The sequence below is a fragment of the Sulfuricurvum sp. genome, from assembly GCF_023250475.1.
Lineage (GTDB): Bacteria > Campylobacterota > Campylobacteria > Campylobacterales > Sulfurimonadaceae > Sulfuricurvum.
In genome coordinates this window covers 1-17,129 of the sequence record NZ_JAHFAQ010000036.1, presented here as the reverse complement: position 1 = coordinate 17,129, position 17,129 = coordinate 1, and the positions used below count along the sequence as shown (strand labels likewise).

Sequence of the window (17,129 nt, the reverse complement as noted above, 5' to 3'; positions counted from 1 at the left end):
GTCTATAACGTATTACTATGGGCTAAAGGGTTCTGCCGTATGAAAATCCAAGACGTAACGATTCAAAATTTTAGAGGAATCTCTTCTAACCCATTTTCAGTTTCATTAGATCCTCAACTCACTGTCTTTATTGGAAGTAATGGAATTGGAAAATCTACGATTTTGGATGCTATCTCTATCGTTCTATCACGTGTCATTAATCAAATCAAATCTGGAAAAAATACTGGTATCGCTTTTAAAGATACTGATATTCCATCAGGACGATTTGATGAAACCTCCATCACTATTTTGCCGATTGATGGAAGCATATGGAAAGTACGTAAAGATAAATCAACATCTAAAAATTTTATCACTTACGATAAAGAATACATTGACACAATTGCATTCAATATTTTTGAAAAACAAAATTTATGTTCTATCCCTCTTTTTGTTTACTATCGAATCAACCGAGCCGTCTTAGATATTCCCCTAAAAATACGAAAGAAACATGATTTCTCACTTTTAGAGGCTTATGATGAAGCCCTTGTTGGAGGAGCAAATTTTAGGCATTTTTTTGAATGGTTTCGTAATCGAGAAGACTTTGAAAATGAAATGTACAGATTTAAATATGATCTTGAAAAAGAACACTTGGGAACAGCCAATTTTGTTGACAAACATTTAATGGCTGTCCGTGAAGCGATAGAGAGTGTTATGAATGACTTTAGCGGCTTATCGGTGCGTCGAAACCCTTTACGTATGGTAATTAAAAAAGGAGAGAAAGAACTCCGAGTTGATCATCTCTCGGACGGTGAGAAATGTATGTTAGCAATGGTAGGAGATCTAGCTCGTCGTTTGGCTATCGCAAATCCTACTATGCAAGAACCTCTAAAAGGAGAAGGCATAGTCCTCATTGATGAAATAGAACTCCACCTTCATCCTAAATGGCAACGTATGATCCTCGGAAAACTATGTGAGATTTTCCCAAATTGTCAGTTTATCGTGAGTACCCATTCACCACAAACGGTCGGTGAAGTCTCTCACCAACATATACGTATTTTAGAAAAGGATGCAGAAGATCAACTAATTGCCCGAACTCCTGATCAAGCTTTAGGACTAACTTCAGGAGAAATTTTGGAAGAGTTGATGCATACTTCAAAACGAGATGAAGATATTTCAAAAAAACTCGATGCAATTTATGAATTGATAGATGATGAAGAATTTGCATCTGCGAAAGATCAAATATCTGGACTAAAAACTGAATTAAATGGTTCTATTCCCGAAATCGTACGGATGGAAGGATTGATAACTATGCTTGAGTGTAATGAATGATCTCGATTGTTAAAGGAAGAGAACCTAGCTCTCTTCAACACTATCGACTACAACCAAATGCTGAGTATGATGGTTCTCAATTTACACCTGTGAAAGTTGATATAAGAACACAGCTTTTAAGAGAACAAGGTTATATATGCGCCTATTGTATGCAACGGATCGTTGATAATCAATTTATAACAAAAGTAGAACATTGGCATTGTCAAGACAACTATCCAAAGGAACAACTTAGCTATTCAAATATGCTTGCAGTATGTTCAGGAAATATCCAAGGATGCATACACTGCGATACCAAAAAAACCAATTATGATATTAAATACAATCCAGCAGAATCGACACACCGTATTGAATCGAAAATAAAATATTCTACAAATGGAAAAATTGAATCGATAGAAGCTGATTTTGATCATCAACTCAACAATATTCTCGGTCTAAATTGTTCGAGATTAGTTAAAAACCGGAAAGAAATTATCGATGCAGTACGTGAAGGATTAAGTAAAAAAACTGGTACAAGAACCCAATCTGAGATTAATGCTTTAATCAATTATTGGTCTTCCATTGATGGTGATGGTTATAAAAAACCTTACTATGGCATAGCTCTTTCTTTTTTACGTAAAAGACTTTCATCTTGTACAACATAGGTCACAACAGTGCATTAAAATAAAAGCAATTTACTCAACAAAATATGTTAGAGAGATGCGATCAAGCGGATGGAATAGATGTACGAAAAAAAGAGGATTAAAGTATGATAAATGAAGAATTAAACCTAAAGAAAGATATTACAAAAAATGAATATTTAAACGAGATTAAAACTTTTCTAAAAAATCATTATGTTAAACTGATTTCGGCATCTAGTACATTAGTATTTACATTTTTACTTACCATCTTGTATTTCAACAGTATTCCTGCCAATATGATTTTTGTAAATACAAATAATTTTTTACTATTTACTGCATTATTTTTAATCTTAATTGCTTTTCTTTTTTTTATCATACTCTCCTTATTTCTTCTACAAATTTTATATGCTCTAATACAGTTTTACCGTCAAAAAATTACTATCAAAAATTTATCTGATCGGTTAATAGGTATATTATTTACAGTTTTTTTAGTAGCAATTATATATGTAGCATGGCTGAGCCCTACTTTTGTGCCAAAATTGTATTTAGAGGTTCTTAATTATCCAAAAGTTTTTCAAAATAGCAATGGTCATTATTACACTATTTTTAGTCACACAGATAATGTGTATGAAGGTTATGATCTCAATAAAAGCTTAATATCATCTAATAGATGCCAAGAAATAGAAGATACGAATATTACTTTACCTGTCGATCTGATGTTCTTACTCATTAAAAAACAGCCAGACGATAGCTATACGATACCTTATAATATTACAAGAATTGATGATAATCTTACCTTAGTAGAATTTAACCAAGCACTATCAGCAATCAAAATATTATGCATAAGTCAAAAAAAGAAAACTAACCAATGAACACCCTACTCGCCACCCTGACCTCCATCACCGCATCTGAACATTTGAGTATTCTTACCGCTTCGGCAGGTGAGGATATGTTTCACCTCCTCCTCGCCGAACAGTGTCACGAAGCAATCGGTACTCCCTTGAGATTAGCGTTCAAAGAGACCGAAGTCATCCTCTCCAAAGAGTTCACTACGTCCACGGCCAATATCCAGTCCGCTGCGGTAGAGAAGATCGACAAGGGAATCGTATTATCTCAAATCACACTTCTCTATGATGAAATCACGCTCACGGCATTGGTTCCGACCCTTACGTTCAATCAGCTCAATATCGTCGAGGGGGATACTATCAGCTGGATGGTTCAACCCTCCGAAATATCCCTGATAAGAGGTTAGAATGGAAACTGAATTTTTAAGCACAATGGTTCTGACCTTTAAACTCGCCGCCGTTACAACCGCTATTTTGTTAGTGATCGCTATTCCTCTCGCATCCTTCTTGGTCTTCTCCAGAATGCGGTTTAAAAGCGTCCTCGAAACCATCGTGAGTATGCCCCTCGTATTACCGCCGTCCGTATTGGGGTTTTATCTCCTCCTCGCGTTCAGCCCCGCCTCCCTTATCGGGAGCTTTTTAACCGAACACGGCATCCGCTTGGCGTTTAGTTTTGAGGGGCTGGTGATCGGCTCCGTACTGTTCAGCCTGCCGTTTATGGTCCATCCGATCCAATCGGCACTTTCTCAAGTCCCTCCATCCATATTCGAAGCCGCCTATACCCTCGGGAAATCGAAGATCGAGACAATGGGTCGTGTTATCCTCCCCTCCATCCGTCACGGTCTCATCTCGGGAATCGTTCTGGCTTTCGCCCACACCGTGGGTGAGTTCGGGGTGATCTTGATGATCGGGGGAAATATTCCCGGTGAAACCCGTGTCGCATCCATCGCGATCTACGACGAAGTCGAGTCACTCAACTATGCAATGGCGCACCAATATGCCCTGACCCTCTTTGCCGTCACATTCGCTATCTTACTCCTTGTCTATACGCTCAATAAAAAGTCCTTAGGAAATATTCGATGATAATAGTTAATATTACAAAATATCTCGATACCGCCGAAGGGAAAATCAATGCCCATTTTGAATTGAGCATCCATAATGGAGAGTTTCTCACCCTCTTCGGCCCCTCGGGCGCCGGAAAAACAACCTTGATGCGCATGATTGCCGGACTTGAAAAACCCGACAGCGGAATCATCGAAATCGACGGAGAAGTGTGGTTTGACAGCTCACGCCGTATCAACCTCCCCCCACAAAAACGGAACGTCGGATTTGTCTTCCAAGACTATGCCCTCTTTCCGACCATGAGCGTACGAGAAAACCTCCTCTTCGCCGCTGAGAGTCCAGAAGAGCGTGCCAATGTCGCTGAACTCATCGAACTGGTCGAACTTTCACAACTCGCGGAGCGCTTGCCCGCAACCCTCTCAGGGGGTCAAAAACAGCGCGTCGCCCTTGCCCGTGCTTTGGTTCGCCGTCCCAAAATTTTGCTCCTCGACGAACCTCTCTCGGCACTCGATTCTTCTATGCGCCAAAAGCTCCAAGATGAACTCTCCCTCCTCCATTCCCGATTAGACATCACAACCCTTCTGGTGAGCCACGATATCGCAGAGACGGTCAAACTCTCCGATCGCTTGGCTCAGGTCGAAACGGGACATATCAAACGGATTTGTCCCCCGATGGAATTTTTCAGTCCCCAAACCCTTAGCGGTAAACTCCAGCTCATCGGAGAGGTGCTCAAAATTGAAGAGGACTTTCCTGCCGTCATTGTCACCCTCCTCGTGGGTTCTTCGATCGTGCGCACTGTTCTCAGTTCGAATGAGGCTTCAGAGCTGAGAGTGGGTGGACACGCTATAATTTCAACCAAAGCGTTTAACCCTATTCTCATACCGCTACCTTAAGGACTAACTATGACCATCACTAAAGACTGCATCGTCACCATCGACTATCACATCAACGATACCGAGGGAAATCTCCTCCACGAAGAAGAGGAAGCTCTTGTTTACCTGCACGGTAACTACGGTCATATTTTCCCCTCAGTTGAAAAAGAATTAGAAGGAAAAAGTATCGGTGAGACATTCAAAATTGAACTCTCAGCAGATAAAGCATTCGGGATCTATGATCCCTCTCTCGTCATTTCTGAAGCGCTCAGTGAGCTGCCGCTAGAGGTAAGTGTCGGAATGGAACTTGACGGATATTTCGAAGAAGATTCGGATGATGTAATCATTTACACGGTAACCGAAATCGAAGGCGATCATGCCACCCTCGATGGAAATCACCCCCTTGCAGGAATGGACCTCATTTTTGAAGGGACGGTTTTAGATATTCATGAAGCAACACCCGAAGAGATCAAAGAGGTACAAGAGTTTCACCAGCACTAAATCAACTAAGAATATATTATTTGCTATAATCAAGCAATACCTCATAACAGGAGTGCGCATGGTAGGCATCCATACCCCTTCCAAGTTATGGCAATTACTATTTCTCGCAAGCGGATATATCGTTCTAGGGAAGATAAGTATCCATTTCGCTACGATGAGCGAGGGGATAGCTATCGCATGGCTACCGAACGGACTAATTCTTGCACTTTTTCTGTTGCGTCCAACTCGGGAATGGCCTTTGTATGCATCGGTCATTATCCCGGCTGAAATCATTGCTGATTTTCCTGCTTTCACATACGTGCAAGCTATTGAGTTCGCCCTGATTAATATTGCAGAAACTATGCTCTCGGCTTATTTAATTCGCCGATTCACATCTAATACCCACAATTTTCATAATCTTCACTATGTTCTTCTTTTTATCATCATAGCCCTATGCCTCTCCCCGATGCTGAGTGCAATCTTCGGTGGACTTGTTTACCACACACAGATTGAGAGCCAAAGTAATTTTCTTGCTTTTTGGCGCATTTGGTTGTTTGGAGATTCGTTGGGAATTTTACTAATCACTCCGCTTCTTCTATCATGGCTTGAATTGAAGCATCAGTTCTCTTATCGATCACTCACGTTAGAACCCATAATTATGATACCATTGACGCTCATTTTTGCCTATATCCTCTTTTCCAATGATTTTTCTCCGAACCTTCTTCCCACAACTCCAATTATTTTTATACTTGTTTTATTGTGGATGAGCTACCGCAGAGGTTTAATGGAAAGTCTGACAATGAGTGTTCTAATTAGTATGATCGCTATCTATTTTACAGTTCATCATCAAGGACCATTTTCAATATTTAGCCCCGTTCAAAACACTCTCTATCTTCAAGAGTTCATTGCCGCCATGGTAGTATCGACCCTCTTTTTCAGTGTACTTCTTCGGCAAATGAATGAAAAAACGGATCAACTAGAAATCCTCTCTAAAAATTTAGAAAATCAAGTTGCTGAAAAAACATCTGCGTTACAGCTGGCTAATCAAAAACTATTCGAACTCGCCACAACCGATCCATTAACCCATATCTACAATCGTCGATTTTTACTAGAGCGTGCCGAAGAAGAAGTAAACAGAGGATTACGATATCAATCCGATCTTTCTCTTATGCTATTTGACATCGATTTATTTAAATCCATCAATGATACCTACGGACATCATGCAGGAGACAAAGTACTCATTTCATTGGTTGAAGCAGTTCAAGGACGAATACGACAAAATGATATTTTTGCCCGCATCGGAGGCGAAGAGTTCGTTATATTAATGCCCAATACTGCTTTAAATGAAGCTGTAGCTCTAGCCAAGAAACTACAAAAGAGGATCGAGGAGGTACGTGTTCCTATCAACAATACGGAAATTACGTTTAGCGTCAGTTTTGGCGTTACAACCATATCAGAACACCGCCATACCTTCGATATACTCTTAAATCATGCCGATAAGCTCATGTATCAAGCTAAAAATGCGGGACGGAATCGAATTATATACAGTGATGAGTAATCAACACTCACACTTCATATCTGAAGCCTTAAACCCCTCACCGATTTGACGATGAGTGAGAAAAAACTCATCTACCACAGCACGAAAGTGGATCGGATCATCGATACGGTTGACGAGATCGCGCAACGCCGATGCCCCCTCATACCCTTTTGAATAGGTATGGACATGCTTGCGGAACGTCACGACGCCGCGTGGACCGTAACAGCTCACCATACCGTCCAAATGCTCCATTATAATCGCATGTTTGATCAGAGGATCAACGGTTGAACTGCCCGTTTTGAGCTGATGAAAAATCCATGGCGCCCCTACCGCTCCGCGACCAATCATTACACCGTCCGCTTTCGTATGCTCCAGCACCCATTGCGCTTTTTCAAATGAATCTATATCCCCATTGGCAATCACTGGGATTCCCACAGACGCTTTGATCTCGCCGATAGCGTCATAATCCACGGGGGCTTTAAATTTTCCCGCACGGGTACGTCCGTGTACGGCAAGAAAATCGGCACCGCACGATTCGACGAGCTTGGCAATCTCAATATGATTTTTGGATTCAAATCCCAGTCGGATTTTGACACTGAGCGTCGATTTGTTGGAGGTTTTTTTAATCATTTCAATAATTCGCGCCATACGGGGCAAATCATTCAGCAATGCGCTTCCCGAACCGTGACAGACGATTTTCGGAACCGGACATCCGCAGTTAAGATCGATAATATCGATATCCTCTACACCATTGAGTACCTCTACCGCCCGTCGGACGATATCTTCCTCCGCACCGGCTATCTGAACCGAATAGGGATCTTCGTTCGGGCTTCTCTCCAACATACGAATCGTTTTTGCCGAACCGTAGGCGAGGGCATTGGAACTGATCATCTCGCTCACCGTCAAATCGGCACCGAATTTTTTAACGACATTGCGAAACGGCAAATCGGTGTAGCCTGCAAGAGGGGCAAGAGCATAAACGGGAGTATCAAAAGAGAGTTTTGGAGTCATAAAAAAATACCTTGAAGAGAAAAGGCGACTAAAGTGCCGCCTTTGTTAATTAACAGCTTCTACGTAGGAAGATAGCGATATCGTAGTGCTTATTAGCACGTTTAAGATCACGATACGCTTTGAAAATCTGATAATCGGCATGAGCCGTATTATTCAAAATCTCATTCGCCGTATCGATCATTTGCAAATCATACAGGGTATAGAGGTACCCTTCCATAGCGTCGTCATTGTGTTCGCTCAACATCTCGAAAAGACGGATACGCTGCTCGGGAAGCATGTTTTTAGACATTGCTGCAGAGAGATCAATCCAATCATTGGTTTCAAGCTTCAAAGATGCAAAAACAGTGATCAACTCTTCATTAGTGATTTGAATACCGTTTTCTGCCGCATTGATCCGTTGAACGAAATCGATCAATGAAACTTTACTGAAGTGGTGTTTAAATTTAATCACCGATCCGACCGACGCCGTTTTGACATAGGACTCATACGCTTTGGCGCATACGATCTCGCCATAGCTATCGGGACGGGCAAGGATACTGTCGGCATCTATCTCACCGCGTTCAAAACGGTTAAGGTTGTTTTGAATCACAAGGGATGTATTGGATGCCAAATGGAATTTTTTGATTTCCACTTTTTTCTTCTCTTTAACATTCCGCATCAATTCAAGCGCTTCATCGATTTTTTCGTTCCCGACGATGCGAAGGGTCTCATAAGGCAAGATCAAAGCATTATCTATCAGCTTACCCATTAGTTTATACGCATCACTTTTGTAAACGTAATTGCGCTCACCTACACCGAGCAGTGCATCGCGAAGAGCATCGATCATTTTTTCGTGGTCTTTGTTCAAACGTCGAAGCTTGAAGTTTCCGACCAGTGCAAAAACACCCATATGGAGCAAACTGGCTACATACATAATCGCCAGAGGAACAACTACCCAAAATGCAATCGGAAGATTCGGAAAATGCATCCCTAACAAATCAAAAGATATTGATTCACTATCGATCGAATAAACCGCCGCAGCGACTAAAATCATTAATATAAGCGATGCGATGGTATACCGTTTTAATTGCATTTTCTGATCCTTTTAGTGTTTGTTTTTTTCAACGATCGGACGGCATACGATACAATATTTTGCATGCGGTTTAACTTTCAGCCGTTGAAAACCGATGTCATCTTCACACATTTCACAAATACCGTATTGTTTGGCTTTGATTTTGCCGAGTGCCGCTTCAATTTCTTCGAGTTCATGCATTTGCTGTGAACCGATTGCATTTTCAACCATATTGTCATTACTCGCCGATGCGTAATCACCTTCGTCATTGAGTTCCATCTCACGCAGCTGATTCATTTCACTCTCAACGCCGGTAAGATTTTTGATAATCTGAGTTTTTCGGGTCAGTAATATCTCCTCGAAATAGTGCAGCTCATGGTCTCTCATCAATGCTCCTCATTTGTGGTACGGATGGTTTGTTAACAATGAATAGGCACGGTATATCTGCTCTAGCAGTACCGCTTTTGCGATTTTATGGCTCATCGTCATCTCAGAGAGACTGATGGCCGCATCGCACTGATCTACGAAACTTTTTTCAAAGCCGTATGCACCGCCTATAAAAAATTGCACCGAAATCTTATCACTTATAAGCTTACTAAATGCAAAGCTGTCCATTTTTTTCCCCTCGGGATGAAGCGCAATCGAGTAGTTTTTACCCAACATCGGTAATAATAGTTTCGAATAGGCCGCTTGCGACGATTCAGCACTGATAGTATGCGCTTTGACAACCTCTTTGGGAAAGAGTTCAATATCCTCCACTTTGGCAAAGCGGGAGATCATCTTCATCTGCTCTTGGTAGAGCGGATCGTACAAAGAACGCTCTTTTTTTGCAATCGTAACAATAGAAATATTCACAATAATCCGCTTCCGATGACATGGTAGGTTACGTTCTTAAAACGATCCTCGAGTTTCACCCCCCCGATGGCAGCAACAGGGTGCGTTGAGAAAGCGGCTATCTCATCGAGCTTCTCGCCCAGCACTTTAGCTTCCGACTTCGTTGACGTAGGACGATATGCTCCCAATCCGACATAATTGAGATCAAGTCGGTTCGCAATTTCTATCTCTCGTGCATTGTGGGTAGAGAGACCGATCAGTTTATCTTCGCCGATCGCCATTTTCAAGATCTTTATTGCCCGTTCAGGATCGGAATCAATCGCATACAAATCTTCCTGACCGATATGAACACCGTCACAAAAAGAAGCCAATTCATAATGGTCGTTAATGATCAAAAACCCTTCCCAAATTTGGCGGAGGGCTATCAGTTCCGTCTTAATTGTAGCGACATCGGAGTGTTTGTTACGGTATTGAAGGACGCCCGCACCTAATGATTTGGCACGCTTGGCAAAAGAGAGGATATCCACTCCGCTTTTGCGAAGCGCCTGGGCATCACAAAGGGCGTAAAGCTGCATATTTACGGAAGCAGAAGTTTGAGCATATCGCTCAACGTCTCTTTAAGTTCGCTCCGCTCCACGATCATGTCGATTGACCCTTTTTCGAGCAAAAATTCGGCACGCTGAAACCCCTCTGGAAGGTCGCTACCGATGGTTTGTTTGATAACGCGCTGACCTGCAAACCCGACCAATGCGCCCGGTTCAGCAATGATGATATCCCCAAGCGTTGCGAAAGAGGCACTTACACCACCCATCGTCGGATCGGTAAGGAGTGAGATATACGGAAGTTTTGCATCAGACAATTTTGCCAATGCCGCAGAAGTTTTAGACATCTGCATGAGAGAAAAGGTACTCTCCTGCATACGAGCACCGCCGCTGGCACTGACAATAATCAGTCCCGTCCGTTTCGCTAACGCACGATTGACCGCACGGACGATTTTTTCCCCCTCGACCGACCCGAGAGATCCGCCCATAAAGTTAAAATCAAAGACGACTAGCTGTGCGGGAACCTCGTTGATCGTACACTCACCGCTCACGACCGATGAGTAGGTTCCGTTCTTGGCATACCCCTCTTCGATACGTGCCGCATAACTTTTTTTATCGACAAAATTCAGAGGGTCAACCGGACGGAGGTTGCTGTCAAATTCGACAAAACTCCCCTCATCTGCGATCAGAGCAAGCCGCTCCTTGACACCGATACGAAGATGAAATCCGCATTTAGGACATACATGGTTTTGTTTTTCAATCTCTTTATAATACATCAGTGACTGGCACGAAGGGCATTTTACCCAGTGAGACGGAGCCTCGCTTTTAGTGGGTTGTTTTTTCTTTTCGGAGTCCCCGAACAGGTTAAATAGACTCAAAAATACTCCTTTTCTACAATCAAACGTATCTGCTCAAAAAGCTCTTTATCCGCACAAATCAGGATATATCTATCGTCTTGCAACACATGAAGGTGTTGACTCAAGAATAGTCCGGCTTGGATATCGTATGGCCGCATTGTACCCAAAAATAGCACATATTTCACATAAGGGGCATAGGCCAATGAGAGAGCCAAGGCTCCCGGGGATCTGAATTTCAACTTTTTTTCCATCAGTTTTCGGATCAACTCGGGATGTTCCGGAGCCTTCTCAAATAGACCGATTTTAGCGGAAAGATTGATTATGATTTCATGTTTTTGGGTGAAATTATGCAGTGATGTACAATAATACTCTTCCAATGTACGGACAAACAAATCGCCGTTTGCAAGATTGCACACGACGGCCTCTGTCGTTTTTCCTTCGCTTACGCGGGCTATTGAAATACCGTAATAAGGAAGTTTGGAAATAAAATTATCACTCCCGTCAATAGGATCGAGAATGATATTGACCGAAGATTCCGGGCTCATCCAGCCGCTCTCTTCGGAAAATACCGATCCATAGGGTGAAAGATACCTGAAACAGATCGCTTCGGCACTTAAGTCGGCACCGTTGCTGATGTCACCCCCAGCACCTTTCTCATGCGAACGGTACAAGGAGGGATCGCCTTGTTCTATAAAGGCATGTATCTCTTGGCATGCGGCAACTGCCGCATTGACAAAATCTTCCATTAACCCAACAATGATTTTACGATCGAACGTGCCGCTTCACGGCCGTCATACGCAGCCGTGACCACTAAATCCGCACCGCGATAGCAATCACCGCCGGCATAGATTCCAGAGGTAGTTGTTTCATGCTTCTCATTGACGGTAATACCGCCCCATCCGTTCACTTCGATTCCATTTTCTGCGAGAAAAGGGGGGACAACCGGATCAAATCCGAGCGCCATGATAATGACATCGGCGTTGACGTTGAAATCTCCCCCTTTGACCTCTTCCATCTTTTGACGACCGGACTCATCTTTGGCCCCGAGAATCGTCTTGGACATATGGATACCGACCGCTTTACCGCCGTCACTTAAAATAACCTCTTTCGGAGAGGCGTTAAACGTAAAGTCAACTCCCTCTTCGATCGCATTTTTGTACTCTTTGACTGAACCCGGCATATTATGGGCATCACGGCGATAAAGGCACGTTACGTTTTTAGCCCCTTCACGTTTTGCCGTGCGGACACAGTCCATAGCCGTGTCACCGCCGCCGATTACGACAACTTCAAGGTCTTTAAAGTCAAACTTTTTCTCGTAGCTGAGGCCAAAATTTTTACGCTGGATTGCGGTCAAATACTCCATCGACATATAGACATTTGATGCGTTTTCCCCGGCGATTTTGGCACCCTTTGCTTTGGTTGCACCGATACCGATAAAGAGGGCATCATGCTGATCGGCAATCGCGTCAAATTCGATATCTTTTCCGACTTCGCAATTCAGCACCAATTTCAATCCTGCGTCAATCAATAGGTTGACACGTCGTTCTACGATCTTTTTATCCAGTTTGAAATTAGGGATACCATAGGTAAGGAGTCCTCCCGCACGATCGCTTCTCTCATACATGGTTACCGCGATCCCCGAACGGAGCAAATAAGTCGCCGCCGAAAGACCCGCAGGGCCTGAACCGATAATCGCTACTTTTTTATCCGTCGTAATCCCCGGGAAATAAGGTTTAAACCCTTGGCGGAATCCCTCTTCGTTGATAAATGTCTCGATCCCTCCGATGGTAATCGCTCCGTGGCCGTCATTAAGGGTGCAGTCCCCCTCGCATAGGCGATCATGCGGACACACGCGCCCCATCACTTCAGGAAACGGTGAGGGCTCGTTGGAGAGGTTAAATGCAAATTTCAGATCTTTTTCCGCCACCGCTTTGAGCCATTGCGGGATATAGTTGTGCAACGGACATTTGTTCAAACAAAACGGGTCGCCGCACTGAATACAGCGGTCGCTCTGTGAAGAGGCATCGCTAGCACCCATCGGTTCGTAAATCTCGCTAAAATCTTTTAATCGTTGTAAAACAAGGCGTTTCGTGGACTCGATTCGCTCAATCGTTAAAAATTCTCTCATATTTCTTAGTCCCCTTTATCCGGATTGAGTGGCAATTTGGTTAAGTTTTTCGGTCGAACAAGCCAGAAATTCCGGATTTCGACACGGAAATTTTTGAGCAGGTTTTGTGCCATTTCACTCTCGGTTTCAGCAACATACTCTTTCAATAAACGTTTGAGATAATGGCGTGCCTCATCTCCGTCATCCGTGTCGATGCGGAGTGCATCGATCAGTTCGCGGTTAACATTTTCGACAAAACTGTGGTCTTGGTCGTAAACGAAGGCAAAACCGCCCGTCATCCCCGCACCGAAGTTGATACCCGTTTTCCCGAGGATTACCGCAACCCCGCCGGTCATATATTCACACGCATTATCCCCTGTCCCCTCAACGATAGCAAGGGCACCCGAGTTACGAACCGCGAAACGCTCTCCGACTGAACCGGAGATAAAGAGTTTACCTCCGGTTGCACCGTAAAGACAAGTATTTCCGCCGGCACTGAACGCTTCACCTTGATTTTGAGAACGGATGACGATTTTACCGCCGTGCATCCCTTTACCGATATAATCGTTCGCGACACCCTCAAGACGGATAGAGACCCCGTTGATCAAAAATGCGCCGAGCGCCTGACCTGCGATCCCTTTAAGATTGATTTTAATCGTATTCTCTTTAAGCCCGGAATCCCCGTAAAATTGTGCAATCTCACCGCTGATGCGTGCACCGAAACTACGGTTTAGATTGCAGATATCACGAACAATTTTAATTGGGCGTTCCGGATTTTTGATCGCATCCATCGCTTCGGCAAGGACCTCTTGTTCAAACTCATTCAAATCAAACGGCTCATTGCTCGGAGATTGACAGGTATTAACCCCCGCTTCACGATGCAATACGGAACCGAAATCGAATTTTTTCGCAAACTCAGTATCAATCACCCGAAGCAAATCGCTTCGCCCCACAAGCTCTTCCATCGTTCTATAGCCCAACTGCGCCATTAGTTTGCGAACATCTTCCGCCAAATAGGTGAAATAATTGATAAGCTGTTCAACCGTTCCGTTGAAATACTCGCTTCGAAGTTTTTCGTTTTGCGTTGCAATCCCTACCGAACATTTGTTGACGTGGCAGATGCGGAGCATTTTACATCCGATAATGGTCAAAGCACCTGTACCGAATGCATAACTCTCAGCACCTAAGAGTGCCGCTTTAAGAATGTCTGTACCGGTTTTAAGACCGCCGTCGGTTTGGACATGTACCAATCCGCGCAAGTTGTTAACTTTGAGAGCATTGTGCGCTTCGGAAAGTCCGAGTTCCCACGGATTCCCCGCAAATTTGATCGACGTCAATGGTGCCGCACCGGTACCGCCGTCCCCGCCGGAGATGATAATTTTGTCGGCATACGCTTTTGCAACCCCGGCCGCAATCGTTCCGACACCCGCAGAAGAGACGAGTTTAACCGCTACTTTGGCTGTCGGATTGACCTGTTTCATATCAAAAATAAGCTGTGCCAAATCCTCGATCGAATAGATATCGTGGTGCGGCGGAGGCGAGATCAGGGTAACACCCGGCATCGTGTAGCGAAGACGGGCGATAAGACCGCTCACTTTATGACCCGGAAGCTGTCCCCCCTCACCCGGTTTAGCCCCTTGGGCTACTTTAATCTGAATCTCTTCGGCGGAGCGGAGATACGCCGGAGTAACCCCGAAGCGTCCCGATGCAACCTGTTTGATTTTAGAGTTTTTGAGAGTTCCGAAACGTGCGGCATCTTCTCCCCCCTCACCCGAGTTGCTCTGTGCGCCGATAGTGTTCATCGCCACCGCAATACACTCATGCGCTTCCGGAGAGATTGACCCCAAAGACATTGCCGCAGAGGCAAACCGTTTAAAGATAGCCTCTTTCGGTTCTACTTCAGAGATATCAATGCTTGAACGATCGGATTTAAACTCAAAGAAATCACGGATAAATTTCTGCCCTCGGCTATTGACCAAAGCGCTTAATTTATCAAAATCTTCACGCTTGCCGCTTTTGGAAACACGGTGGATCGCATGGATCACATCCGGATTAAAGTCGTGATGCTCTTGACCGTTGTAAAATTTATAGTATCCCCCGATTTTAAGCGGGAAAATACGGTTAAATCCACCGACTTCGAAGGCATCTTTATGGTTGCGATCCAATCGTGCGTCAATATCGTCGTAAGTAAGTCCCGGAATCATTACATGCGATTCACCGAAACACTCATGAACGATCTCACGGCTCAATCCGATGACATCGAAAAGTCCTGAGTTGCGGTACGATGCGATGGTTGCGATCCCCATTTTCGACATAATTTTCAAAAGTCCGGCATTGAGTGCATGGTGGACGGATTTGAACGCTTCCGAACAACTAACGTCAGTAACACTGCGTTCAGCACGCGCCGCAACGGTAGCGAACAAAAGACTCGGATAGACGGCACTCGCACCGTAAGCGATCAATGTTGCCGCACCGTGAGAATCAACCACTTCAGACGTACAGGCGACAATCGATGCCAAATGGCGGATACGCGCATCCAGCAAGGCACGGCTGATACGTCCGACCGCCATTGCCATCGGAATCGCTTTGTGATCTTTGTCAAAGCCGCTGTCATCAAGAATAACAATACGGACACCCTCTTCGCGAATCGCTTTGACAACCTGCTCCACCAACGACTCAAGAGCTGATTTCAATGAGCCTGAATACGCTGTTGAAAATTCTTGATTCGTATAAAACGATTGATAGCGCGGTGATTTTTTATCTCCGAACGATTTGAGTACTTCGAGTTTTTCACGGATAATGATCGGTGAAATCGCTTTAAGACGATTTGCATGAGAGGGAATCTCATCCAGAATATTATGCGTTTCTCCGAATCCGGTATTCAAACTCATCACCACTTTTTCGCGGATCGGGTCAATCGGCGGATTGGTAACTTGGGCGAAACGTTGTTTGAAATAATCAGAAAAATTACGCTGTACACTGCTAAATGCCGCCAAAGGGGTATCATCCCCCATCGATCCGACCGCCTCTTTGCCATCGCGCATCATTGGCTCAATGACCTGTTCAACCACCTCTTGAGTGATGTTGAAATAGCGCTGACGCTCAATCAGATTCGTCTCATCATAATCACATCGGGTAATATATTTCTCATCGACATGCTCTTGGAGATAGATCATATGGTCATTCAACCATTTCATATACGGGTTGGATGATTTGAGATATTGATTGATATCTTCGTCTTTGAGAACTTTTCCGAATTTCAAATCCAGCCCGATCATTTGCCCTGACTGCAAACGCCCGCGCTCTTTAATCTGATCTTCGGGAATATCGATAACTCCGTATTCACTGGCGATCAAGAGAGTATCGTTATTCGTAATGATGTATTTTGAAGGTCGAAGACCGTTACGATCAAGAACACATCCGATATAGCGCCCATCGGTCAGTGAGAATGCCGCAGGACCGTCCCATGCTTCGAAAACGGTAGAGTGGTACTCATAAAATGCACGTAGCTGTGGATCCATATGGGGAGCATTTTGCCACGGAGCCGGGATTACCGCACGCGCCGCTTTGAAAAAATCCATCCCGTTGATGATCAAAAACTCAAAAAAGTTATCGGCGCTCGCACTGTCCGATCCGCCCGGTTGGAGGATCGGTAAAAGACGGGCAATCTCTTCATCGGTGAACACTTCACTTTTAATCGATTCGGATTTAACCGCAACATTAAAACGGTTTGCTTCGACCGAGTTGATCTCACCGTTATGGGCAACCGCACGAAACGGTTGAGCCAAACGCCATTTAGGGAGAGTATTGGTCGAAAAACGCTGATGAAAAAGGGCAAACGAGATTTTAAAATTTTCGTTCTGCAAATCGGTATAAAACTCTTTGATATGCGTCGGCATAATCAAACCTTTATACGATACAACACGCGCCGACATCGAGGCGATATAAAAATCTTGATCCTCCACAAGGGCGTGTTCGATCTCTTTACGGCTGAGATAGAGCAATG

17 protein-coding genes are annotated in these 17,129 nt (G+C 44.0%); 8 read left to right on the top strand and 9 right to left on the bottom strand.

The annotated features are described in order from the left end of the window. The 8 genes from Q0C19_RS05150 to Q0C19_RS05115 all read left to right on the top strand — a co-directional run. Positions 1-1,308, top strand: a 1,308-nt coding sequence (locus tag Q0C19_RS05150) for an AAA family ATPase (RefSeq protein WP_295053452.1), incomplete at its 5' end; no start/stop codon positions are given. After that, the gene (locus Q0C19_RS05145) at positions 1,305-1,949 is read left to right on the top strand and encodes a hypothetical protein (protein ID WP_295053449.1); all 645 of its coding nucleotides are present in this window, start codon (positions 1,305-1,307) and stop codon (positions 1,947-1,949) included. The genes Q0C19_RS05150 and Q0C19_RS05145, both read left to right, overlap by 4 nt. Before the next feature lie 104 nt (positions 1,950-2,053). Next, positions 2,054-2,797, top strand: a complete 744-nt coding sequence (locus Q0C19_RS05140; protein ID WP_295053445.1) for a hypothetical protein — start codon at positions 2,054-2,056, stop codon at positions 2,795-2,797. After that, positions 2,794-3,177 (top strand): hypothetical protein, encoded by a 384-nt coding sequence (locus Q0C19_RS05135; RefSeq protein WP_295053443.1) that lies wholly within the window; start codon positions 2,794-2,796, stop codon positions 3,175-3,177. Before Q0C19_RS05140 ends, Q0C19_RS05135 begins: the two co-directional genes overlap by 4 nt. Before the next feature lies 1 nt (position 3,178). Then, complete coding sequence (modB, locus tag Q0C19_RS05130; RefSeq protein ID WP_295053441.1) at positions 3,179-3,853, top strand: molybdate ABC transporter permease subunit; 675 nt, start codon at positions 3,179-3,181, stop codon at positions 3,851-3,853. Next, positions 3,850-4,725 (top strand): ABC transporter ATP-binding protein, encoded by an 876-nt coding sequence (locus Q0C19_RS05125; protein WP_295053439.1) that lies wholly within the window; start codon positions 3,850-3,852, stop codon positions 4,723-4,725. Before modB ends, Q0C19_RS05125 begins: the two co-directional genes overlap by 4 nt. Positions 4,726-4,734: 9 nt before the next feature. Then, on the top strand, positions 4,735-5,205 hold the full coding sequence (locus tag Q0C19_RS05120; RefSeq protein ID WP_295053436.1) for a peptidylprolyl isomerase: 471 nt from the start codon (positions 4,735-4,737) through the stop codon (positions 5,203-5,205). Between the two features lie 58 nt (positions 5,206-5,263). Further along, positions 5,264-6,742 (top strand): diguanylate cyclase, encoded by a 1,479-nt coding sequence (locus Q0C19_RS05115; protein WP_295053434.1) that lies wholly within the window; start codon positions 5,264-5,266, stop codon positions 6,740-6,742. Here the strand turns inward: Q0C19_RS05115 and Q0C19_RS05110 are convergent, their stop codons facing one another. The 9 genes from Q0C19_RS05110 to gltB all read right to left on the bottom strand — a co-directional run. After that, positions 6,743-7,732: a tRNA-dihydrouridine synthase gene (locus Q0C19_RS05110; protein ID WP_295053431.1), complete on the bottom strand. Its 990-nt coding sequence runs from the start codon at positions 7,730-7,732 to the stop codon at positions 6,743-6,745. A gap of 49 nt (positions 7,733-7,781) precedes the next feature. Next, the gene (locus Q0C19_RS05105) at positions 7,782-8,804 is read right to left on the bottom strand and encodes a hypothetical protein (protein ID WP_295053429.1); all 1,023 of its coding nucleotides are present in this window, start codon (positions 8,802-8,804) and stop codon (positions 7,782-7,784) included. Positions 8,805-8,816: 12 nt separating this feature from the next. Further along, complete coding sequence (gene dksA, locus Q0C19_RS05100; protein ID WP_295053426.1) at positions 8,817-9,170, bottom strand: RNA polymerase-binding protein DksA; 354 nt, start codon at positions 9,168-9,170, stop codon at positions 8,817-8,819. 9 nt (positions 9,171-9,179) lie between these two features. After that, positions 9,180-9,638, bottom strand: coding sequence for a 23S rRNA (pseudouridine(1915)-N(3))-methyltransferase RlmH (locus Q0C19_RS05095; protein ID WP_295053423.1), 459 nt, complete (start codon positions 9,636-9,638; stop codon positions 9,180-9,182). Next, positions 9,635-10,192 (bottom strand): thiamine phosphate synthase, encoded by a 558-nt coding sequence (locus tag Q0C19_RS05090; RefSeq protein WP_295053421.1) that lies wholly within the window; start codon positions 10,190-10,192, stop codon positions 9,635-9,637. Before Q0C19_RS05090 ends, Q0C19_RS05095 begins: the two co-directional genes overlap by 4 nt. A 2-nt stretch (positions 10,193-10,194) precedes the next feature. Beyond that, entirely contained in the window at positions 10,195-11,037 is an 843-nt protein-coding gene (gene accD / locus Q0C19_RS05085) for an acetyl-CoA carboxylase, carboxyltransferase subunit beta (protein WP_295053417.1), read from the bottom strand. Beyond that, positions 11,034-11,762 carry an inositol monophosphatase family protein gene (locus tag Q0C19_RS05080; RefSeq protein WP_295053415.1) on the bottom strand — a complete coding sequence of 243 codons (729 nt, stop codon included), beginning with the start codon at positions 11,760-11,762 and terminating at the stop codon, positions 11,034-11,036. The genes accD and Q0C19_RS05080 overlap by 4 nt, the downstream gene beginning before the upstream one ends. Continuing rightward, positions 11,762-13,144 carry a glutamate synthase subunit beta gene (locus Q0C19_RS05075; protein ID WP_295053412.1) on the bottom strand — a complete coding sequence of 461 codons (1,383 nt, stop codon included), beginning with the start codon at positions 13,142-13,144 and terminating at the stop codon, positions 11,762-11,764. Before Q0C19_RS05075 ends, Q0C19_RS05080 begins: the two co-directional genes overlap by 1 nt. Positions 13,145-13,149: 5 nt before the next feature. After that, positions 13,150-17,129 (bottom strand): glutamate synthase large subunit (gene gltB / locus Q0C19_RS05070; protein WP_295053410.1); only part of this gene is annotated, 3,980 nt, incomplete at its 5' end.